General features: G+C 48.8%; 16 protein-coding genes. All 16 read left to right on the top strand.

What is annotated here, in order from left to right; translation table 11 throughout:
• The first annotated feature begins 19 nt into the window (after positions 1-19).
• The 16 genes from FHW04_RS17150 (at position 20) to FHW04_RS17075 (ending at position 22,954) form a co-directional block, all read left to right on the top strand.
• Positions 20-1,198: an acyltransferase family protein gene (locus FHW04_RS17150; RefSeq protein ID WP_046288214.1), complete on the top strand. Its 1,179-nt coding sequence runs from the start codon at positions 20-22 to the stop codon at positions 1,196-1,198.
• A 75-nt stretch (positions 1,199-1,273) separates the two neighbouring features.
• The gene (locus FHW04_RS17145; RefSeq protein WP_031375330.1) at positions 1,274-2,191 is read left to right on the top strand and encodes a glycosyltransferase family 2 protein; all 918 of its coding nucleotides are present in this window, start codon (positions 1,274-1,276) and stop codon (positions 2,189-2,191) included.
• A 76-nt stretch (positions 2,192-2,267) separates the two neighbouring features.
• Positions 2,268-3,020 (top strand): glycosyltransferase family 2 protein, encoded by a 753-nt coding sequence (locus tag FHW04_RS17140; protein ID WP_089561739.1) that lies wholly within the window; start codon positions 2,268-2,270, stop codon positions 3,018-3,020.
• 46 nt (positions 3,021-3,066) lie between these two features.
• Complete coding sequence (locus tag FHW04_RS17135) at positions 3,067-4,101, top strand: glycosyltransferase (protein ID WP_069728959.1); 1,035 nt, start codon at positions 3,067-3,069, stop codon at positions 4,099-4,101.
• 88 nt (positions 4,102-4,189) lie between these two features.
• Positions 4,190-6,406, top strand: coding sequence for a phage tailspike protein (locus FHW04_RS17130; RefSeq protein WP_031375333.1), 2,217 nt, complete (start codon positions 4,190-4,192; stop codon positions 6,404-6,406).
• A 174-nt stretch (positions 6,407-6,580) separates the two neighbouring features.
• The gene (wcaK, locus tag FHW04_RS17125) at positions 6,581-7,843 is read left to right on the top strand and encodes a colanic acid biosynthesis pyruvyl transferase WcaK (protein WP_031375334.1); all 1,263 of its coding nucleotides are present in this window, start codon (positions 6,581-6,583) and stop codon (positions 7,841-7,843) included.
• A 4-nt stretch (positions 7,844-7,847) separates the two neighbouring features.
• A complete protein-coding gene (locus FHW04_RS17120; RefSeq protein ID WP_069729013.1) occupies positions 7,848-9,071 on the top strand; it encodes a glycosyltransferase in 1,224 nt (407 codons plus the stop codon).
• Positions 9,068-10,408, top strand: a complete 1,341-nt coding sequence (locus FHW04_RS17115; protein WP_031375336.1) for a lipopolysaccharide biosynthesis protein — start codon at positions 9,068-9,070, stop codon at positions 10,406-10,408. Before FHW04_RS17120 ends, FHW04_RS17115 begins: the two co-directional genes overlap by 4 nt.
• Positions 10,409-10,686: 278 nt before the next feature.
• Positions 10,687-11,589, top strand: a complete 903-nt coding sequence (gene galF / locus FHW04_RS17110) for a UTP--glucose-1-phosphate uridylyltransferase GalF (protein ID WP_031375337.1) — start codon at positions 10,687-10,689, stop codon at positions 11,587-11,589.
• A gap of 42 nt (positions 11,590-11,631) precedes the next feature.
• The gene (galE, locus tag FHW04_RS17105) at positions 11,632-12,645 is read left to right on the top strand and encodes a UDP-glucose 4-epimerase GalE (protein ID WP_031375338.1); all 1,014 of its coding nucleotides are present in this window, start codon (positions 11,632-11,634) and stop codon (positions 12,643-12,645) included.
• Positions 12,646-13,195: 550 nt separating this feature from the next.
• A complete protein-coding gene (locus tag FHW04_RS17100; protein ID WP_089561740.1) occupies positions 13,196-14,608 on the top strand; it encodes a mannose-1-phosphate guanylyltransferase/mannose-6-phosphate isomerase in 1,413 nt (470 codons plus the stop codon).
• A gap of 17 nt (positions 14,609-14,625) precedes the next feature.
• The gene (gene cpsG, locus FHW04_RS17095; RefSeq protein ID WP_069728957.1) at positions 14,626-16,011 is read left to right on the top strand and encodes a phosphomannomutase CpsG; all 1,386 of its coding nucleotides are present in this window, start codon (positions 14,626-14,628) and stop codon (positions 16,009-16,011) included.
• A gap of 1 nt (position 16,012) precedes the next feature.
• A complete protein-coding gene (locus FHW04_RS17090; protein ID WP_069728956.1) occupies positions 16,013-16,798 on the top strand; it encodes an ABC transporter permease in 786 nt (261 codons plus the stop codon).
• Positions 16,798-18,015: an ABC transporter ATP-binding protein gene (locus FHW04_RS17085; RefSeq protein WP_089561741.1), complete on the top strand. Its 1,218-nt coding sequence runs from the start codon at positions 16,798-16,800 to the stop codon at positions 18,013-18,015. The genes FHW04_RS17090 and FHW04_RS17085 overlap by 1 nt, the downstream gene beginning before the upstream one ends.
• Positions 18,012-19,295, top strand: coding sequence for a class I SAM-dependent methyltransferase (locus FHW04_RS17080; protein ID WP_094106145.1), 1,284 nt, complete (start codon positions 18,012-18,014; stop codon positions 19,293-19,295). The genes FHW04_RS17085 and FHW04_RS17080 overlap by 4 nt, the downstream gene beginning before the upstream one ends.
• Entirely contained in the window at positions 19,292-22,954 is a 3,663-nt protein-coding gene (locus tag FHW04_RS17075; protein ID WP_227021890.1) for a glycosyltransferase, read from the top strand. The genes FHW04_RS17080 and FHW04_RS17075 overlap by 4 nt, the downstream gene beginning before the upstream one ends.
• Positions 22,955-22,964: the final 10 nt, after the last annotated feature.

The following is a 22,964-nucleotide window of genomic DNA, read 5'->3' as shown; positions in this document are numbered from 1 at the left end:
ACTTCAGGAGCAGGGCGGAATGTACGTACTGATGATGGTGCTTTCACTGGGACTGGCGCTGCTGGTATTGCGCGCATTCTCTTTCCATCGTGGCATTTACAACGAAAGCGGGATTAAAAGCATCTCCGGATTGCGTGCGCTGCTGGCCAGCATCGTGGCTTTTTCGCACTTCGCGCATTATGTCTACGCACGCGATCATGACTGGATATTTGATAAAGACTATTTTTCCCTGATTTCGCAGGGCAACTTTTTTGTCAACAGCGGCAAGTTTGGCGTGGCGCTGTTTTTTATGATCTCCGCCTTTTTGTTTTACCGCTGGCTGGATAACGACGGTCTGACGCCCGGCGAGCTGACCCACAAACTGATGAAATCGCGCCTGCGCCGCATCGTGCCGATGTTCTGGTTTTCGGGACTGGTAGTGATGACGATTGGCTGGTTACAGGGCGACCTGGTGCCGGACCTGACGTCGCTGAAGCAGGCGATGCTGTGGCTGCTGTTTGTCGGCAATTACCACATCGGGTCGTTTATGACCGCCAATGTTAACTCTGGCGTCGAATGGACGCTGCGGCTGGAATGGCTGCTCTATCTGTCGATTCCGCTGAATTACCTGCTTAATCGCGTGACCGGCGGCCGCTACAAAACGCTGCTGATCCTCGGGTCGATTGGGGTGATCTTTGTGATTGCGGTGGCGCTGCGGCTGTGGGGCACCGCCTATACCGATCCCCGTCCGGTGCTCGGGTTCGCGATGGGCTATCTGGCCTGGCAGTACCGCGACCGCTGGGTAGCGGGCCGCAACTCAGCTCGGGCTGCGGGACTGGCGATTGTGCTCGCCGTGGTGGCGCTGTTCTTTACCAGCAGCGAGTTCTTCTACCTGATCTTTCTCTGCTGCCTGGCGCTGGTGTTTTTCATCGTCAGCAGCGGCAATGCGCTTTTTGGCCTGCTGGAAAATAAGACCCTGATGTCGGTTGGCGAAGTGAGTTATAGCCTCTATCTGATGCACGGCGTGGTGCTCTATTTTATCAAGCAGCTGCCGCTGCCTTCGCTGCAGCACGATTTTGTTCTTTATACCGCGCTTTCCACGCTGTTTTTTGTGGTGTCGTTTTACGTGGCGAAGCTGACTTATCTGTATGTGGAAAAACCGTTCATCGGCAGCAGCAATAAGAAAAAAGTGGCGATCGAAACCTCGCCGACAAATTAGGACATCACCGGTTACCCTGCTACGTCCAAACGTTATATCTTTGAAATTGGAACTGTTTTTAATGAGGTGCTGGCAATGAAGGACATTCGCTTCTCCATCGTAATTCCTGCTTATAATGCGTCAGAATCGATTGTGACGACGCTGGATTGCGTTAAAGCGCAGACGTATCGCAATTTTGAAGTGATCATCGTTGATGATAAGTCCGCCGATGCGGCCGCTCTGGCTGAAGTGGTGCGCAGCGAGCGCTATCAGGACCTGAACATTAACCTGGTGCTCTCCGAGGTTAAACTCAACGGCGCAGGCGCGCGCAACAAAGGTATTGAGCTGGCAACCGGCGATTACGTCAGTTTCCTCGACGCCGATGATGAGTGGCACGCCGATAAGCTGCGTCAGGTGAGCGAAAAAATTGCTCAGCTGGAGGCCCAGGGCAAGCAGAACGTGGTGATTTTCAGCCAGGTGAACATCTATCAGGATGGCGCTTTTCTGAAAGTGATGCCGATGCAGCCACCGGGTAAAAATGAAACCGTGGCAGAGTACCTGTTCGGTTGCTACGGCTTTATCCAGACCAGTACCATCGTGCTGAAGCGCGAAGATGCGGCAAAAATTCAGTTCGATACCCGCTATATCCGCCATCAGGATTACGACTTCTGCATTCGTGCCGATCGCATGGGCTATGAGTTCGTGATGATCGCTGCGCCGCTGGCCAACTACCATCTGGTGACGAAGTTCGGCTCGAAACACAAAGGCGAGTCGGTGAATTACTCGATGTTCTGGCTCGACGCAATGAAACCGCACCTGACCCCGCGTGACATCCATACCTACAAAGCCTTTAAGCTGCCGCTGCGCTACAAGATGGACGGCAAGGGATTGATGGCGAGCCTGACCTTTGCCCGCTACTTCTTCCTCACCAACCAGGACAATCGCGCTTACTTTATGAACCGGGTCAAAGACAAGGTCCGGGCGCGTTTTGGCGGTGAAAAAGCGCTCTCCTGATGCGCAGCCAGCTTCTCTTTGCTCCTGATGCCAGGAGCAGCTCTCTCTCTATTTTGCTTATTATTCTGGGTTAAAGATGAATAATCACGTTGGAACCGTCGGCATTGTCATGCCTATGTATAACGCACGTCAGACGGTATTACGCGCCGTGCAATCGGTTATCAATCAAAGTTATGCCGACTGGCACCTTTACCTGATCAACGATAAGTCGACCGACGATTCACTCGCCTGGGTGCGGGAACAGTGTCAGGACCCGCGCATTACCATTCTGGACAACGCCGTCAACATGGGCGCCGCCGAAACCCGTAACGTCGGGCTGCGGGCCGCCAGCGAAGAGATCATCGCGTTTCTCGACAGTGACGACGAATGGCACGCTGACAAGCTGGCGCAGCAGGTGGCGGCAATCGCCGCGGGTGACAACTTTGTCATCACCGAATATCACTACAAAACCCGCAACGCTGAGCACGATATTACCTACAGCAAGCCCTATCTGCAGCAGGAGAACTTCGTTAAGAAGCAGTATCGCGTCTGCTTCTCGTCGGTCTGTTTCCGTCGTCCGCCAGAGGGCATCTTCTTCCAGCGTAAGGGTCACGAAGACTTCCTTTTCCTGTATGAACTGTTCACCCGCTATCAGCAGGCACGCGTGATTCAGACCATTCTGGTCAATTATTACGAATTAGGTGATTCCCTTTCCCGCAATAAGAACAAAGCGGCGAAATGGCACCTCGAATTATTAAGAATTATCTATAAAAACAATCCTTTAAAAATCTATTACTATTACGGCTGGTATATGGTGAATGGCGTGCTGTTTACCCTGAAGCATCGTTAAGCCAATCGGCAGGATTGTCTTTATTATTTGAGGTGGATAGCGTTTCATGAAAAAAATCGTCCTGGTGATCAAAGATGCCTACTCGTATGCGGGCACCGAGAACATCTGTAACTTCATGTCAGAATGTCTTGGCGAAACGCACGACGTCACCATTTACTCGCTGGAAGGCAGCGGAAAAACCTTCTATCCGTTTGAGCACGTCAAACAGATCGTCAGCTTTGAAGGGCAGAGCAACCCGATTAAGAGCGCGGTGGCCCGCATTCATGAAGAGGGTTTCGACACCGTTTTCCTGATCAGCATGGGTCGCCTCAGCGTGATGTTCGCCTTCTGGAACCTGCTGGCGATGAAGAAAAAGCGTGGCAAAGCCTACGCCTGCGAACATATCGCCATTAACTCCTTCAGCAAACCGATCAAGTTCCTCAAGTTTCTGCTGCTGCGCTACTACGACCGCGTGATTGTTCTGACCGATAAAGATCATCAGGTGTTCAACCGCTGGCGCATTCCCAGCAAGCAAATCCCGAATCCGGTGGTCTACAAAGGTTATCAACGCCAGACGCGTCATCGTCAGGCGCTGGCCGTGGGACGTCTGGATAACCAGAAGGGCTTCGATTTGCTGCTGGATATCTGGCGCGACTTTTCCCGTTCCCATCCTGACTGGACGCTGGTGATTGCTGGTGACGGCGAACTGCGTCAGCAGTTGCACGATCAGGCTGCGGTGCTGGGCATTACCGACAGCGTGAACTTTGTCGGCAAGGTCAGCAACATTAACGATTACTACCGCGACAGCGACATGGCGCTGATGACCTCACGCTATGAAGGCCTGCCGCTGGTGCTGCTGGAAGCCAAATCCTGGTCTTTGCCGGTGGTGGCGTATGACTGCCCGACCGGACCGCAGGAGATCATCAATCACGGTGAAGATGGCTTCCTGGTGCCGATGAATGACAAAAGCACCTTTCTGGCGCGGATGGAACAACTCGCCAGCGATGACGCCCTGTTCTATGCCATGAGCGAAAAAACAAAACAGACCGCGCTGAAATTCGACGGTAATCAAATCAAGCAAAGCTGGCTGGCGTTGGTGTAATTCGGTGCTGGAAAAGCACCCTTGCGACGTGCCTCAGGGACACCGCCATGGCCGATTATCCGGCCTTATTGACTACGGGAATTGATGCATGAAAAGAAGAGAAGTTTTACAGACCGCCGCCTCCGCTCTGGTGGGGGCTCTCTCCGTGAGCACCTTTTCCAGCTACGCTGCTAAAAGTAACGGTATCGCCCTGAAGCCGGTCGATGCCACCGATGTACCGAAAGGTGATGTGCCGATCCTGACGCCGGAAAACGTTTACGCCATGCCGCCGCAGTTCTGGCAGGGCTTTGAAGGCAAACTGTGGATCGGTAAAGCTGGCACCGACGCCAGCAAACCGGGCAACCAGATCCCGGTCTACCTGCGCGATGCCAGCGGCAACGTGTCGCAGATCGCCCAGCCGGTGGCGCTGAATAAAGGCAATTTTTCGCAGTTTATTAAAGACAATGCGGCACTGATCGCCGATCCGTCGCACTCGATGGCGGTTGAAGACAATAACGGCCAGATGCTGTTTAACATCACCGACGTCAGCCGTCCTGGCGCGGCTGATTTCAGCCAGCGTCTGGCGCAACCGGCCGGTTACCAGCTGATTGGTGAAATCCCGTCAGTGGAAGAGTTACGTAAAACCCGTCCGCTGTTCGAAGGGGCCAAAGTGAAGCTGAAAAGCTGGCACGACGGCTTCGAAGTCGGCGGCGGCGAGTTTGTCGGCAGCTTCCAGCCAGCGCAGGATGATGGCGGCGTTAACTTTGCCGGCCAGGGTTTCCACTGGCGTCGGGTGGTTGAGGATTTCAACCGCTTAACCCTGTTTGATTTCGGTGCGATCGCCGACGGCAAAACCGACACCGCGCCGGCGATCATGGCGATGTTTACCTGGTCGCAGCAGGCTAACCAGCAAATCTGCGTCCAGTTCCCGGCCGGGACCTTTTTTGTCTCAGTCTGCGACTTTGGCGATAAATATCTCAACTTCTTCCGCGTGTCAGGCGCGATGGTCAACTTCGGCTATTTCCCGGCCACTACCGTGGTCTCTGACGGTAAGTCAGAGTTCATCTTCTCGATGAATGCGCGCCGGGTTGAGCTTTCCAACCTGATTTTCAACGGTAACAGTGACAAGAACCCGAACAAACAGGGCTTCTTCCACAATACCTGTCCTGGCGGTCAGTACTTCCGTGGCGCCTGCCTGCGTTTCAATTTTGTCGGCGGCACCGCCATCAGCCTGCAGGACACGCTGGATTGTAAAATCGACCAGTGGTACGCCTCGCGCTGCAGCGGCGACGTGATCAAATCCGGCTGGTCAGGGCAGAAGCAGGGCAAGTGGGACCACAGTACCGCGATTGAGTTATCTAACTTCAATGCCCAGCACTGCCGTGGCGGTAAAGTACTGAACCTGCCGCGCTGCGGTCAGTCGATTATTCACAACGGCTGGATTGAGCACTGCGACAACCCGGGCGACATCTCGAACGGTCAGTGGATCGTCGATGCGCTGAGCCTTGAGGATTGTAAGAATCCGCTGATCGCACACAACACCCGACTCAATATGCGTCAGACCAGCCTGCAGTCAGGCAGCTGGATTGACAACTCCAGCCAGGGCGATCGTCTGCTCAGCATCTGGGAGATGGGCTCAACCCGCGTTGAGTCGTACGGCGTCGCGCTGGATGGCAGCCTGAAGTACAACTACATCACCTCGCGCTGGCGGTTAGAGAACAACACCAATCAGGAAACCTGGTTCGATCTCGGCAGCCTCTACTCACCGACGGTGGGTGATTCGTGGGAGATTGAAATTTTTGGTCAGGCGCAGTTCAGCAACGGCAGTGGCGATCAGCCGCTGATGAACCTGATCAGCGACAAAACCACCGGTGGCCGCGCGGTGATCCACGTTCAGCGCAAGAAAGGGCGCTCGGAAGCGAGCTGGTCTGCCGAAGGCAGTTCGCCGGTGGTCGACGTGCGCTATGTGGCTGAGCATGACACCGACGTACGGATCTTTATCAAACTGGCGGGCTGGACCCCGGCGGCCGCGGTGCTGGTGAAAACCACCGGTAAAGACCGTTTTGTCACCGGACGCTGCGCGCGGGTGAATGCCCGGATGCAGCCAGGTAATCCGCCAGCCGGCGATGCCACCAAACGGGCACCGCAGCGTTTCAGCCTGCACAACGGCAAAGCCGGCGTCGGTGCCAACGAGCAGGGCGACCTGCTGATGGCGTCGCGGCCGCTGTCGGCCGATCAGGTTGATACCAGCAAGCCGGAAGGTTTTGTCTCGGTGGTGATCAACGGTAAACAGGTTGCGCTGCCTTACTTCGCCATCAAGTCGTAACAGATTCAGTTATCACCGATGCATGACGGCCGCCATAAAGGAAGCGGCCGGTCTTAACAGGAGCAGGACCCTTTGGGTGCGTTATCCCGTATTGCAGTTATTTAAACAGAGTTCATTTTGCCCGTTGCGGATCTGGGCGGCTTGCAGAATTAAAAAAATTCATTCGGAGTTGTTATGAAAATTTTATTGGTGGGTAACCATACGTGTGGGAATCGTGGGGATGGCGCGATTCTTCGTGGACTGATTGATTCAATGAAGTCTGCTCGCAGTGATTTAGACATTGATGTGATTAGCCGTTATCCAACCAGCTCCGGTTATTTGCTCCAGCAGGATATTCAGCAGGATTCGCTGTTTCTGCACAATAGCAAGTCAGCCAAAGGTTTGGTCGGTTCGTTTAAGCGTAAAGTGGCGAACCGTTTGATGCCCGACATTATGATGGCGCATCTGGGCAAGGGCGGCCTGTACAAGTCGTTCGCCGTGCCGCCACATCTGAAAGCGTTTACCGAAAGCCTGGCGAAGTATGATGCGATTATTCAGGTTGGCGGGTCGTTCTTCGTCGATTTGTACGGTGTGACCCAGTTTGATCACGCGCTGTGTGCGCTGATGGCGAAAAAACCGATTTACCTGATTGGTCACTCCGTCGGCCCGTTCCAGAACCCACGCGTTAATGCGCTGGCCAACTTCGTGTTCGATCGCGTCGACAGCCTGGTGCTGCGTGAGTCAGTCAGCCTTGATCTGATGAAGCGCGATGGCGTCACCAGCTCTAAAGTGGCCGCCGGGGTGGATACCGCCTTCCTGGTACGGGCGCGTGAAGTGGAAAACCCAAGCCATAACCTGCTGCACTGGCAGGGCATTATCAGCGGTCGCAAAACCATCGCCATCACCGTGCGTGAACTGGCACCGTTTGATAAACGTCTGGGCGTCACCCAGAAAGAGTACGAAGCCGCCTTTGGCCGGGTGATCAATGCGATGATCGCCGACGGCTATCAGGTGGTCGCCTTCTCGACCTGTACCGGCATCGACAGCTACGCTAAGGATGACCGTATGGTGGCGCTGACGCTGCGTGACCATGTGGCACAACCTGAGCATTATCATGTCATCATGGACGAGTTTAACGATCTGGAGCTGGGCATCCTGCTGAGTCATTGTCATCTGACCATCGGTACCCGCCTGCACTCCGCGATTATTTCCATGAACTTTGGCACCCCGGCCGTGGCGATTAACTACGAGCACAAGTCGATGGGTGTGATGAACCAGTTAGGTCTGCCGCAGATGGCAACCGATGTGAAAAGCCTGATGGATGGCTCGCTGATCGACAAGGTCCAGACGGTCCTTGCCGATTACGACAACATCAAGCAAAAGGTCGACACGGCCGTTGCGAATGAAAGGGAAATTGGCAACCGGATCACTGCAGAGATTCTCAAAGTATTAGGGTAATGTGATGAAACTGACTTTTTTCACCATGCGTTTCCCGGTTGCCTCTGAGACATTCGTACTAAATCAGGTGACCCATTTTATTGATGCTGGTTACGAGGTGGAGATTATTTCGGTGTTTCCCGGTGATTTAGTCAACCGGCATGCCGCCTTTGATGAGTATGGCCTGGCGGCAAAGACGCACTATCTGCTGCCGGAAGAGAAGGTCTCGATTGTCGATAAGCTGAACCAGCGTCTGCGGCTGGTGCTGCCGAAGGTCACTAAGCCGTCGCTGCTTCGTTCGCTTAACGTGCGCCGCTATGGCGCACAGTCAAGCAAGCTGCTGCTGCCGTCGATCGTCGCCAACGCTACCCAGACCTTTACCGCGGACGTGTTCCTGGTGCACTTCGGCTATGCCGGCGCGCTGGCGAACAAGCTGCGTGAGCTGGGTGTGCTGAAGGGCAAGCAGGCGACCGTGTTTCATGGGGCGGACATTTCCCGTCGTCACATCCTGGAAGAGCACAAGCTCGATTACGTTAATCTGTTCCGCCAGAGTGAGCTGATGTTACCGATCAGCCATTTGTGGCAGAACAAACTGATCGAGATGGGCTGTCCGCCGGAAAAAATTCACGTTACGCGCATGGGGATTGAGCCGGAGAAGTTTAACTTCCAGCCGCGCCAGGCGTTTCACTCACCGCTGCGTATCGTCTCGGTGGCTCGTCTGACCGAGAAGAAAGGGCTGGATGTGGCGGTGAAAGCCAGTGCGATCCTGAAACAGCGGGGCGGTCAGTTCCAGTACACCATTATTGGTAACGGCGATCAGGATGAGATGATGCGTGATTTCATCGCCCGCGAGGGGATGGAAGACTGCGTCAGCATGCCGGGCTTCAAGCCGCAGGACGAAATCCGCCGCGCCTTAAGTGAAGCGGATATCTTCCTGCTGCCGTCCAAAACTGCGGCCGATGGCGATATGGAAGGCATCCCGGTGGCGCTGATGGAAGCGATGGCGGTTGGTCTGCCGGTGGTCTCGACTTTCCACAGCGGTATCCCGGAGCTGATTGAGAACAACGTTTCCGGCTGGCTGGTGGAAGAAGACGATCCTGAGGCGCTGGCCGAAACGCTGCTGAAGCTGTCGCAGGGTGAAGTTGACGTCGCCCCGGTGGTCGCGGCGGCGCGCCATAAAGTTGAAACTGAATTCAATCAGCATATCGCCTACGGCGAACTGGCACAGATTCTGGAGCGACTGGCGTGAGTGGATTTAAGTCACAGGCGATCTGGCTGTTCGGCAGCACCTGCTTTTCTGCGGTGCTGCAGGTGGCGCAGCTCAGTTTTCTCGCCCGCAAACTGGAAACCCACGAGCTGGGGCTGTTAGCGATTATCAACGCCATTCTGGCGGTGGCTGGCGTGTTGCAGGATATGGGGATGAGCAGCTATCTGGTGCATCGCCAGAACATCACCCGCCGCGAGCAGAGCACCATCTACTGGGTCAACGTCTCGCTGAGTTTGTGTACCGGTCTGATCATGCTGCTGATCGCCTTCCCGGTCGCCTGGTTCTATCATCTGCCTGAACTGGTCGGACTGATTATGCTGACCAGCCTCAACTTCCTGGTGCTGGGACATCTGTCGCAGTATCAGGCGCACTACATCAAAACCAAGCGGATGGTCTCGCTGGCGAAGATTGAGATGGGCACCAAGCTGTTTGCCTTTCTCTGCGTGGTGGCGATGCTGGAGTTCACCTCACTGACGGTGGCCGCGGCAATTCTGGGTCTGTTTATCAACGCCTTTACCCGCATCCTGTGCATGATTGCGCTGGGTGAGAAGTCCTGGCGTCCGACCTGGGAGTTCGATAAAGCGACCTTCTTTGGTGCCATTCGTTACGGCAGCTACCAGCTGGGCTCGCAGACCATTAATCAGCTGCGTACCCAGGCCGATGCGTTAGTGGTCGGTAAGGTAATGGGCGCTGAAATGCTGGGGGTCTACTCGCTGGCAAAAGAGCTGGTGCTGCAACCGCTGAAGCTGGTCACGCCGGTGATTAACCGCCTGGCGCTGCCGCGTTTCGCCGAGAAACAGCACGATGCCGAACAGCTGAAGAAACTGTTCCTCAAAGGCACGCTGGGGATCATGCTGTTCAGCAGCGCGATGTACCTGGTGATTGGCATCTTCTCACCGGTGATTGTCCGGGTGCTGTATGGACCGGCGCATGAGCAGGTCTATCACCTGATTCCGCTGATGCTGCTGTTTGGCATGCTGCGGCCGATGGGTGGCCTGACCGGGGCGATTTCGCAGGCTAACGGGCGCACCAATGTCGAGTTCTACTGGAACATCGTGGCAAGCCTGGTGGTACTGGCGGTGCTGGCGACCACCTTTATCTGGCCGAACGTGCTCTACGTGGCGCTGACGCTCTCCATCTCGCAGATTCTGATCTCGGCGCTGGCGCATCCGTTCTTTATCAAGCCGGTGATTGGCATTCGGTTTATGCCGTATGCCCGCCAGTGGGTCGCAGTTTCAGCGGTGTTTGTCGGCGTAATGATGCTGGTCAATCACTTCAATCTGTTCGTGATGCCTGAGTGGTTTGAAGGCTGGCTGTAAGCCAGCAGCAGTGACAGTAACGGGCGACCTCAGGGTCGCCCGTTTTCATTTATCGCTGGTCTCAGCCGGTTGCGCAACGACAGCCGAAACAGCCGACGCCGATCACGTTTACTGGTTGTCTTTATTCAGTTTCTGCTGTCGCTGGCAATGGGCAAAATGCCGAATTTCCATGGTGTGACAGAGAGTTAGTGTCCGATTTTCAGATAAAGATTATACTTGCTGTTCTGGCCGATCCTGCATAATCGACCCACATCTTCATTTTATTAAACGGAATAAATATGACCAAGCTTAAAGCAGTAATCCCGGTTGCGGGTCTCGGTATGCATATGCTCCCTGCGACTAAAGCCATTCCGAAAGAGATGCTGCCTGTCGTCGACAAACCGATGATTCAGTACATCATTGACGAGTGTGTGGCTGCAGGCATTAAAGAGATCGTGCTGGTCACCCATGCCTCTAAAAATGCGGTGGAAAACCACTTCGACACCACCTACGAGCTGGAAGCGCTGCTTGAAGCGCGCGTGAAGCGCCAGCTGCTGAGCGAAGTGCAGTCTATCTGCCCGCCAGGCGTGACCATCATGAACGTGCGTCAGGCACAGCCGCTGGGCCTTGGCCACTCTATTCTGTGTGCCCGCCCGATGATTGGCGACAATCCATTTGTGGTAGTGCTGCCAGACGTGCTGCTGGATGATTCCACCGCTGACCACATGCGTTATAACCTTGCGGCGATGGTGGCCCGTTTTGAAGAGACCGGCCACAGCCAGGTGCTGGCGCAGCACATGCCAACCTCCGATCTCTCTGAGTACTCGGTGATCACCACTGAAGAGCCGATTGATCACCCAGGCGACATCAGCAGCATCACTAATTTTGTTGAGAAGCCAGAGCATCCTGCTGAGCTGAACTCTGACCTGGCCGCCGTGGGCCGCTATGTGCTTTCTGCTGATATCTGGGCAGAACTGGAGCGCACTGAGCCAGGCGCGTGGGGCCGTATCCAGCTGACCGATGCGATCGCCAGCCTGAGCAAGCATAAAACGGTAGATGTCTCGCTGCTGACCGGCCACAGCTTCGACTGCGGTCGTAAACTGGGTTACATGCAGGCGTTTGTCTCTTACGGACTGCGCAGCAACGCTCAGGGCCGTGATTTCCGCGAAGCGATTCAGAAGATTCTCGCCAAACAACACTAACAGATTCGCCGCGCACCCCGCGGCAGAGAGAAAGGAGTTCACATGGCTATTTTAGTAACGGGTGGAGCGGGTTACATCGGCTCCCACACGGTGCTGGCGCTGTTGCAGCGCGGTGATGACGTTGTGGTACTGGATAACCTGTGCAATGCCTCGCGGGAAGCCATTAACCGCGTCGAGAAGCTGGCGGGTAAGAAAGCGACCTTTGTTGAAGGTGATATCCGCGATCGCGCCTGTCTGCGTGACCTGTTCGCCTCAAACAGCATTTCTGCTGTGATCCACTTTGCTGCACTGAAAGCGGTGGGTGAATCAACCCGCATGCCGCTCGAGTATTACGAGAACAACGTTGCGGGTACCGTGGTGCTGCTGGAGGAGATGCGCGAAGCGGGCGTCTGGAACTTTATCTTCAGCTCTTCCGCGACCGTATACGGTGCAGATGCGCCGGTACCGTACGTTGAGACCACGCCGATTGGCGGCACCACCAGTCCTTATGGCACCTCCAAGCTGATGATCGAGCTGGTGATGCGTGACTTCGCCAAAGCCGAACCGAAGTTCAAGGCGATCGCCTTACGTTACTTCAACCCGGTCGGCGCGCATGAGTCGGGTGAAATCGGTGAAGATCCTGCCGGTATCCCGAACAACCTGCTGCCGTACATTGCTCAGGTCGCGATTGGACGTCTGGAGAAGCTGGGTGTGTTTGGCGGTGATTACGATACGCCAGATGGTACCTGCCTGCGTGACTACATCCACGTGGTCGACCTGGCGGAAGGGCACCTGAAAGCGCTGGACCATCTGAGCAAGGTTGAAGGTTATACCGCTTTCAACCTCGGCGGCGGTAAAGGCTTCTCGGTGCTGGAGATGATCAAAGCGTTTGAGAAGGCGTCAGGCAAAGCGATTCCTTTCGAGATCAAACCGCGTCGCGATGGCGACCTGCCGGCCTTCTGGGCCGACGCCTCGCTGGCCAACCGTGAACTCGACTGGCGCGTGACGCGCGGCATCGACGAGATGATGCGTGATACCTGGAACTGGCAGAGCAAGAACCCGAATGGGTTTAAGTAAACTGCGATGAAATGCAAAAAACCCGGCTCCGGCCGGGTTTTTTTATGTCTGCGTTTAGCAGAATTGCATATATAGGCTAAACATTAGCCCGTTACCGATTCATTACTGGCTACCAGTAGGTTTAATACGGATTTATCCTGGCGTGTCATCTGCTCAATTGAAACACTATAGAGCGCTGGACGACGGCCTGAAGAGACGCAAGGCACGGTTAGCACGGTGCTAAGATGTCGTTTTACTAAAGATTAGCTTAGCCGGAATGCATCTGGATCAATGTTTAGTCGAACTTAAGTTTTGCCTGGCACAATGAAAGAATAGGCATATTATTTTTGCCGCACAAATTGTACTATTTGCGGTGGTCTCAGAACCCGTATGCGATTGAATAAAATATCATCAGCGCATCGACAAGCTAACCTGTGATGGCAAGAATCCCATCACACAGCATATTGGTTGCTGCAAGCCAAGGGCGGTAGCGTGGCTGATTATTCATAATGAATAAAAATTGACCCGCTTTATATGCAATAGCATGCTTAAATTTGTTAGAGGATGTGGAATGTTACTTCCCGTAATCATGGCCGGAGGAACCGGCAGCCGCTTATGGCCCCTTTCCCGCGAACTTTATCCTAAACAGTTCATCTGTCTGCACGGCGAGCATTCTATGCTGCAGGAGACAGTTAACCGTCTGACGGGCGTTGAAGCTCGCGCACCGATGGTGATCTGCAACGAAGAGCACCGTTTTCTGGTCGCCGAGCAGTTGCGACAAATTAACAAGCTATCCCATAACATTATTCTTGAGCCGGTCGGGCGTAACACCGCGCCAGCCATTGCGCTAGCCGCACTCAATGCAGTAGAGCAGGGCGATGATCCGGTGTTGTTGGTACTGGCTGCCGATCACGTCATTGAAGATCGAGCTGCATTCCATCAGGCTATTAAGGTAGCGACCGCGCACGCCAAACAGGGCAAGCTGGTCACCTTCGGTATTGTGCCGACCGGTCCGGAAACCGGATATGGCTACATCCAGCGGGGTGAAGCATTGCCAGGCGCTGAGAACGGCCCTTATCAGGTCCAGCGCTTTGTTGAAAAACCGAACCAGAGCACCGCTGAAGAGTACCTCGAATCCGGTCAGTACTACTGGAACAGCGGCATGTTTATGTTCCGCGCAAAACGTTACCTGCAGGAACTGGAAAAATTCCGCCCGGATATCCTCGAAGCCTGCCGCCGTGCAATGGCTAACGTAAAGGAAGGCAATGACTTTATCAGTATTGATAAAGACGATTTCATCGCCTGTCCGGACGAATCGGTTGATTATGCGGTAATGGAACAAACCGATGCTGCTGTGGTGGTTCCACTTGCAGCGGGATGGAGTGACGTCGGTTCCTGGTCGGCGCTGTGGGAAGTGAATGATAAAGATTCTTACGGCAATTCGCTTAAAGGCGATACCTTCCTGCACAACACCAAAAACTGCTACATCAACAGTGAAGACCAGCTGGTTGCGGCAATCGGGGTAGAAAACCTGGTGATTGTTAACACCAAGGATGCAGTACTGGTTGCACGTAAAGATCAGGTTCAGGATGTGAAACGTGTTGTCGAATTCCTGAAGGTCGAATGCCGCAGCGAATACCGTCGCCACCGTGAAACCTACTGGCCATGGGGACGTTGTGATCTGGTGGTGAACACCGGTCGATTTAATGTCAACCGCATCACGGTAAAACCAGGTGAAGCCTTTGAGTTGCAGATGCACTATCACCGCACTGAGCACTGGGTCATCCTGTCAGGTACTGCGAAGGTGACTATTCAGGATAAAACCCTGCTGCTAACCGAGAACCAGTCAACCTTTATCCCTATTGGTCATCCGCATACCTTAGAAAACCCAGGCAAAATTCCATTAGAGCTGTTGGAGATCCAGTCGGGTTCTTATCTTGGCGATGACGACCTCATTTTGATTAAACAACAGTTTGCAAGTTAGTAAGGACAGACAAGATCATGGCAGCACTGACCTGTTTTAAAGCTTATGACATTCGTGGTGAGTTGGGCACTGAACTCAATGAAGACATCGCTTACCGCATTGGCCGGGCCTATGGTGAATTTATCCGACCAAAGACCATAGTGGTCGGCGGTGATGTTCGTCAGACCAGCGAATCACTCAAGCTGGCGCTGGCAAATGGACTCAGGGATGCGGGTACCGATGTGCTGGATATCGGTATGAGCGGAACGGAAGAGATCTACTTCGCGACTTTTCATTTAGGGATTGATGGCGGTATTGAAGTCACCGCCAGCCACAACCCAATGAACTATAACGGCATGAAGTTAGTGCGGGAAGGTGCGCGTCCAATCAGCGGAGATACCGGACTACGTGATGTCCAGCGACTGGCTGAAGCCAACGACTTTGCTTCGGTTGACGAGAGCAAACGCGGTAGCTACAAGCAGATTTCAGTCCTGAATGCCTATGTCGATCATCTGATGGGCTATATCGACCTGAACAACTTCACTAAACCAATGAAGCTGGTGATTAACTCTGGTAATGGTGCTGCTGGCCACGTAATAGATGAGATTGAAAAACGCTTCCAGCAGGCGAATGCGCCGGTGAGCATTATTAAGGTGCATCATCAGGCCGACGCAACTTTCCCGAACGGTATTCCTAATCCACTGCTGCCAGAGTGCCGTAAAGATACCTCTGATGCAGTACGTGAGCATCAGGCCGATATGGGGATTGCTTTCGACGGAGACTTTGACCGTTGCTTCCTGTTTGATGAGAATGCAGACTTTATCGAAGGCTATTACATCGTTGGCCTGTTAGCCGAAGCGTTTCTTAAGAAAGAGCCTGGCGCAAAAATTATCCATGATCCACGTCTGACCTGGAACACTATTGATGTGGTTACCAAAGCGGGTGGCATTCCGGTGATGTCCAAAACCGGCCACGCTTTTATCAAAGAGCGCATGCGTGAAGAAGATGCGGTCTATGGCGGCGAGATGAGTGCGCACCACTATTTCCGAGACTTTGCCTATTGTGATAGCGGCATGATCCCATGGTTGTTAGTAGCGGAATTAATCCAGACAGAAGGAAAAAGCTTACAACTGCTGATTGAAAAACGTATGTCTTTATATCCAGCATCCGGAGAAATAAATAGAAAGATTAAGAATGCTGCATTTATAATTGACGCAATTGAAAAAAAATATACAGAGAAGGCATTGTGCACAGATAAAACAGATGGCCTAAGCATGGAATTTGAAAGCTGGCGTTTCAATATCAGAACTTCTAATACAGAGCCATTAATAAGATTAAACGTCGAAAGCTCTGAAAAAATAGAGCTTATGACCGATAAGACCAACGAGGTTTTAGCCTTTCTTGATAATGCTGGATGTGCCTAATATGTTAAAAGCTATCTATCATTACCGCGGTTTTATTATTAGCAGTATTAAGCGGGACTTTCAGTCTCGTTATCAAACAAGCATGCTAGGTGCCTTATGGCTAGTGCTTCAACCCTTGGCTATGATTTTAGTTTACACATTGGTTTTTTCTCAGGTCATGAAAGCAAGGATGCCAGATAATACTGGCTCCTTTGCTTATAGTATTTATCTTTGCTCCGGAGTATTAACCTGGGGACTGTTTACTGAGATTCTTGACAAAAGTCAGGGTGTTTTTATTAATAATGCAAACCTGATAAAGAAAATCAGTTTCCCTAAAATATGTTTGCCGATAATTGTTATCGCTTCGGCAGTACTAAATTTTTTGATAATCTTCTCGCTATTTATAATATTCTTGATTTTTACTGGGAATTTTCCCGGATGGCTAATATTTTCCATGATTCCGGTTGTTTTAATTCAGATCGCATTTGCTGCCGGGCTTGGAATGATTTTTGGCGTGATGAATGTTTTTTTTCGTGATGTGGGGCAATTTGTTGGCGTATTGTTACAATTCTGGTTTTGGTTTACACCTATTGTTTATGTCCTAAATTCTCTACCTCAATGGGCACACAAAATTCTTATGTACAATCCATTAGCCAGGATTATGCAGGCTTATCAGGGTATTTTTGCTTACCATAAAATACCGGATTGGATTTCATTAATTCCTGTATTCGGTCTGGCAATAGTTTTTTGTCTTTACGGTTTTATTTTGTTCAGAAGGCATGCGGCTGAAATGGTGGATGAACTCTGATGACTCATATATATGTAACTGGTGTAAGTAAAGCATACAAAATTTATCAGAAGAAAACAGATAGATTAATTGAATGGCTCGTGCCGATGATTAAAAGAAGGCATAAACAAAAATGGATTTTGAAAAACATTAATTTCAAAATTAATGAAGGAGAGGCAGTAGGCATTATCGGAGTGAATGGTGCCGGGAAAAGTACTTTACTAAAATTGATTACCGGGACTGCCAGAGCGACTACAGGAACGATAGATATTTCAGGCCGTGTTGCTGCTATGCTTGAGTTGGGGATGGGATTCCACAGCGATTTTACTGGTCGCCAGAATGTGTATATGTCAGGACAGCTGCTAGGTTATACAATTGAGCAGCTCAATGCGTTGATGCCAGAAATTGAATCATTTGCCGAAATAGGCGATTACATTGACCAGCCGGTACGTGTTTATTCAAGTGGAATGCAGGTTCGCCTGGCTTTCAGCGTTGCTACCGCTATCAGACCAGATATATTAATTATTGATGAGGCTCTTTCAGTAGGAGACGCCTATTTTCAACATAAAAGCTTCGAGCGTATACGTGAGTTTAGACGTAAGGGTACAACGCTACTGTTAGTTTCACATGACAAGCAGGCTATTCAGAGTATATGCGACCGGGCAATCCTTCTAAGCAAAGGTGAGGTAGCAATGGAAGGAGAACCTGAATCCGTAATGGACTACTATAATGCTTTACTTGCAGATAAAGAAAAAAAATCTATAAAAGTAAGTAATGCTGATGGAAAAAAAGCTACTCTTTCAGGAACAGGAGAAGCTCGTATAAGTCGTCTTGGCATATTTAATGCTGAGTCAGAGTCGATAGAAAATGTTCAGGTAGGACAGCTTATCACTTTAAAGGTTGCAATTGAGATTGAACAACCGATTGAAGAATTAGTTGTGGGGTATGCTATTAAAGATCGCTTAGGACAACCCGTTTTTGGTACCAATACACATCATTTGAAAAGAGTATTAAATAACCTTCCGGCGGGTAAGATATTAGAATATAACTTTGAATTTCCAGCAAATTTGGGGGTGGGCTCGTATTCAATCGCGGTGGCATTACATTCCTCGGATACGCATGTGGCGAGAAATTATGAATGGCGTGATTTGGCGCTGGTATTTACTGTAATAAATCCCAGCAAGCAACCATTTATAGGTGTATCCTGGATGCCACCTACACTGGAGATTAAAGAGTGAGTAATAATTTTTACCGTGAATTTGAAGATAAGCACCGTGGAAAAACTGAAGATATACGTCAAAGATTAACTGTATATTTGCCATTAATAAGGGCTTTAGATTTATTTTACCCTGAATCTTTCGTTATTGATGTAGGTTGTGGTCGAGGAGAATGGCTAAAACTATTGCGCGATAATGATATTCAGGCTATTGGTGTTGATCTGAATGACGGGATGCTTGCTGAAGCGCGTAAAGATGGGTTAACCGTTGAACTCGAAGATTGTATTGAATTCCTTAAAAAGCAGGCAGATGATAGTTTAACTGCTGTAACTGGTTTTCATATTGTTGAACACCTACCTTTTGACCTGGTTCATACATTAGTAATAGAAGCACATCGCGCATTGAAGCCTGGCGGGTTATTAATACTAGAAACACCCAACCCGGAAAACATCAGTGTTGGTAGTTGTTCATTCTATATGGACCCTACACATCAAAACCCGCTCCCACCAGATTTGCTCAAATTTTTACCGGATTATTATGGTTTCCACAGGACCCGAGTTGTCAGGCTTCAAGAGAGTCCAAATGTAAAAGATGAGGCGGGGAAAATCACTTTAACAGATGTTTTGAAAGGTGTAAGCCCAGACTATAGCATAGTGGCACAAAAAAAAGGACCGCAGGATTTATTTTCAGTTTTTAATGAATTCTATGTAAAAAAAATAGGTGTTACATTAGACGAGTTAGCTGATAGATATGATTACGCATTAGTTGAAAAAATTGAAAATATTGAGCATTTGAATGCTGAAAATTTCGAGTCTTTACAGGATCAGTTGAATTCTTTATTAAAGATTTACGAAAAAATCGAGGGTATAAATAATGATTTGATTAGACATAATCAAAACCTCGAAGACCGTTTATCGCTAGTATACAAAAGTAATTCATGGCGGTTAACCTCTCCCTTGCGTCGTAGTACCGACCTGATAAAAAGGGCCAATTTGACGCGAAAGAAGGGGGTGAAATATTTAATCAAAGCATTGTTGCGAAAATTATTTAATCGCTTATTAGTGCTTTCCGGCAAATATCCTAATGCAAAAGGTACTGCCCTGAATGTAATGCGTAAAGTAGGGGTATATGATTTGGTACGTAAGCTTTATTCGAAAAGTATGTTTTTGTCAGATGGGAATTTACCTGAACACTTCTTTTCAAAGCCTATAACGCATTATAACAATATGTCTAATCGCGCGAAGAAAATATTTGAAGATCTCCATGATGCAGAAGTTGAAAGTGATAAAGGGATTAAATGATGAGAATTATTATTGATCTGCAGGGTGCGCAAACTGAAAGTAAATACCGTGGTATTGGGCGTTACTCTTTATCCATAACTAAGGCTATTCTGCGCAATAATAAAACACATGAGTTTTTTGTGTTACTGAACGCAAATTTTATTGATACAATTCCTGAAATCAAAGAGGCATTGTTAGGGCTTATTCCTGAAGAAAAAATTATAGTTTGTAAGCTTCCTGCGCCTTTAAAAGCTTGCGATGGAGGGAATGAATGGCGTAGGGCCGCTGCAAGCCTTATTCGTGAAGAGATGATTCGTTCCTTTTCTGCAGATATCGTTTTTATCACAAGCCTTTTTGAAGGGCATATTGATGATGCAATAATTACTATAAAATCGCTGAGGAGCAAAACTAAAGTTTTTGTCCTTCATCATGATTTGATTCCACTTGTAAATGAAAAGACATATTTACAAGATCAAAGGTTTCGTTCTTATTATTTAAATAAAATCGATAACCTTAAAAAAGCAGATGTTATTCTTACCAACTCAGATTATACTGCTAAAGAAGCTAAAATACATCTTGCTGATACTCAGGCTCATATTGCATCAATATCATCAGCAACAGAAGAAGAATGGCATGATAAAAATATAAAAGATATCGATTTCAATTATATAAAGAATAAATTTTCCATTACCAAAGATATTATTCTTTATGCGCCAGGAGGTTTTGATAAGCGTAAGAATTTTGAAAGGTTAATACTTGCTTTCTCTCAGATTAATAGCGATTTACGATATAACAAACAGCTTGTCATTGTAAGCAAGTTGAATGATGGAGATCGCATCTATCTAACCAACATAATTAAAAATGCAGGCCTTACTAAGAAAGATGTTATATTGACAGGTTACGTTAGTGATGACGAACTAATACTTTTTTATCGTCATTGTTTCTTATTCGTTTTTGCCTCTGAACATGAAGGTTTTGGCCTGCCTATTTTAGAGGCTATGAAATGTGGGGCTGCAACTATAGGCTCAAATGTAACTAGTATTCCTGAAGTTATAGGGCTGGAAAAAGCGCTATTTGATCCATTTTCGGTAGAGGCAATAAAAAATAAAATTATTGAAGTCATTGTCGATGAAGAGTTCCGGGAAAAATTAAAATCACATGCTATAAGTCAGTCGGCTAAATTCTCATGGGACCTCACAGCTCAAAAAGCTCTTAACGAATTTTCACGTTCTATAGAGAGTTTAAGTTTAGATGAAACACATGATGATGAGGATGAGCCGTTAACTATAATTGAAAAATTAAAAAAAATAGATACCAAAGTCAGACCATCTCAGCAAGATCTTATGAAAGTTGCTGAAGCATTAGATAGGAACATGAAGTTAGCCGAAATTATGCAGGCTTTAGAAAAGCGGCTTGAATGGCGTATAGATGGTCCTTTTGATTCTTCTTATAGTCTTGCCTTAGTTAATAGGCAATTTGCCCGGGCATTAAATGATGAAGATACCGATGTATTGTTACATTCCACAGAAGGTCCTGGAGATTATGAGCCTGATGCTACTTTTATGCATAAAAGTAGCAACGCTGATTTATTAACTTGGAATAGAAAAGCACAGCAATCACTAACAAAAAAATCCTCAATTCAGTCCAGGAATATTTATCCACCACGTGTTACTGGGTTGAATGCAAATGTTAAACTCCTTCATTGCTATGCTTGGGAAGAAACAGGTTATCCACTTGAATGGATTCAAAGCTTTAATAATGAACTCGATGCTGTTTTATGCACGTCACATCACGTAAAAAAAATACTGCTTGATAATGGATTGCGTCTACCTGCGTTCGTAACGGGTAATGGATGTGATCATTGGGAGAGTATTAATTCAATTCATTATGATCTTGGGAAGGTAAATTCTTTCCGTTTCTTACATGTTTCATCCTGCTTTCCGCGCAAAGGTGCAGATGCGATGCTGCAAGCATACGGAAAAGCATTCAAGCATAGCGATGATGTTACCTTAATAATTAAAACTTTCCATAACCCACATAATACCATTAAGCAAAAACTAGATGCTTTGAAAAAAGATAATGCGAATTTCCCGCACGTAATAATAATTGAAGAAGATCTTGATGAGTCGCTTTTAAAAAGTATTTATGAACAATGTGACGTGCTGGTCGCCCCCAGTTGTGCTGAAGGATTTGGATTACCCATTGCTGAAGCGATGCTGAGTGGCTTGCCTGCAATAGTCACTAACTGGAGTGGTCAGAAAGATTTCTGCGATGCAACAAATAGTTGGTTAGTAGATTATACTTACGCGCACGCTAAAACACATTTTTCTCTTTATTCTTCTGCATGGGTTGATGTGAGTATTGATGACCTGGCTCTGAAAATGAAGTGTGCTTTTGACACTCCGCTTGAAGACCGCCGTCAAATGGCCGAAAAAGGACGTAGCCGTATTCTTTCTAATTTTAGCTGGTCTTCTGTAGCAAAACGTTCTATTGCTTCGCTTAAAGCACTACAGGCTAACTTCTGGGAATGCAATCAGCAAGCAAAAATTGGTTGGATTACTACATGGAATACAAAATGCGGGATTGCTACCTATTCTCAGCATTTGGTTAATAACATGCCTGGTCAGTATTCCATGATCTTTTCACCAAACGGACAGGAAACTATTGATAAACAAAATGATAAAAGTATTCGGACATGGCGTATAGGGAAAGAAGAAAATAACTTAAACGTTATTGTTAAGCATATTGAGCAAGCACAGTTAAATACTGTAATTATTCAGTTTAATTATGGGTTCTTTAATCATTCAGAACTATCAGCTTTCATTCTGGAATTAAAAGAAAAAAATGTAATTGTTATAATGACGTTGCATTCTACTGTTGATCCTGATAAGAGCCCTGTAGAAAATTTCAAGCTTTTACATATATTGGATGCTTTAAGAGTTTGTGACAGGTTACTGGTTCATTCGTTCGCCGATTTGAACCGGTTGAAAGAATTAGGCCTGGAAGATAACGTTACCCTTTTCCCACATGGAGTTCTTAGTAATGACACAGCTCAGACTAAGTCTCATGTGACAGAGGGAATACCTTTGATCGCAAGCTATGGATTCTGCTTGCCCCATAAAGGATTGATGGAAATCGTGCAAGCGATTAAAATCTTGCGTGACAATAATACTCCGGTGAAAATTAGACTGGTTAATGCTGAGTTTCCTGTAGCTGAATCTCATGACCTGGTTAATGCTTTGAAAGAGTTCGTTATTGAACAAAGGCTTTCAGATTTAGTTGAATTCCATAATGATTTTCTGGCTGATGAGCATAGTCTAAGATTGCTTTCTGACGCTGATTTGCTGTTATTTGCCTATCAAAATACAGGTGAGTCTGCCAGCGGTGCAGTAAGGTACGGCATGGCTACTGCAAAACCAGTAATAGTTACACCGATACCAATTTTTGATGATTTAGGGGATGCTGTTTTTAAATTTGAAGGGTTTACCGCTGATATTATTGCAAAAAATATCATGGAAACGCTTAAAGACATCGCGAGTAATAGTGAAAATTCACTAAAAGTTAAAGCTGCAGCTGACGCGTGGCGCGCACAGCATGACTACCAGTCAATTGGCCTCAGGCTTGATAATCTCTGTTCAGGATTGGTAAGAAATCTGACTATCAAAGATGAGTGCCAATAAAATGACCAAT

The sequence above is a fragment of the Pantoea sp. AN62 genome (assembly GCF_050432985.1).
Lineage (GTDB): Bacteria > Pseudomonadota > Gammaproteobacteria > Enterobacterales > Enterobacteriaceae > Pantoea > Pantoea brenneri.
This window is presented reverse-complemented; position numbering and strand designations above follow the sequence as displayed.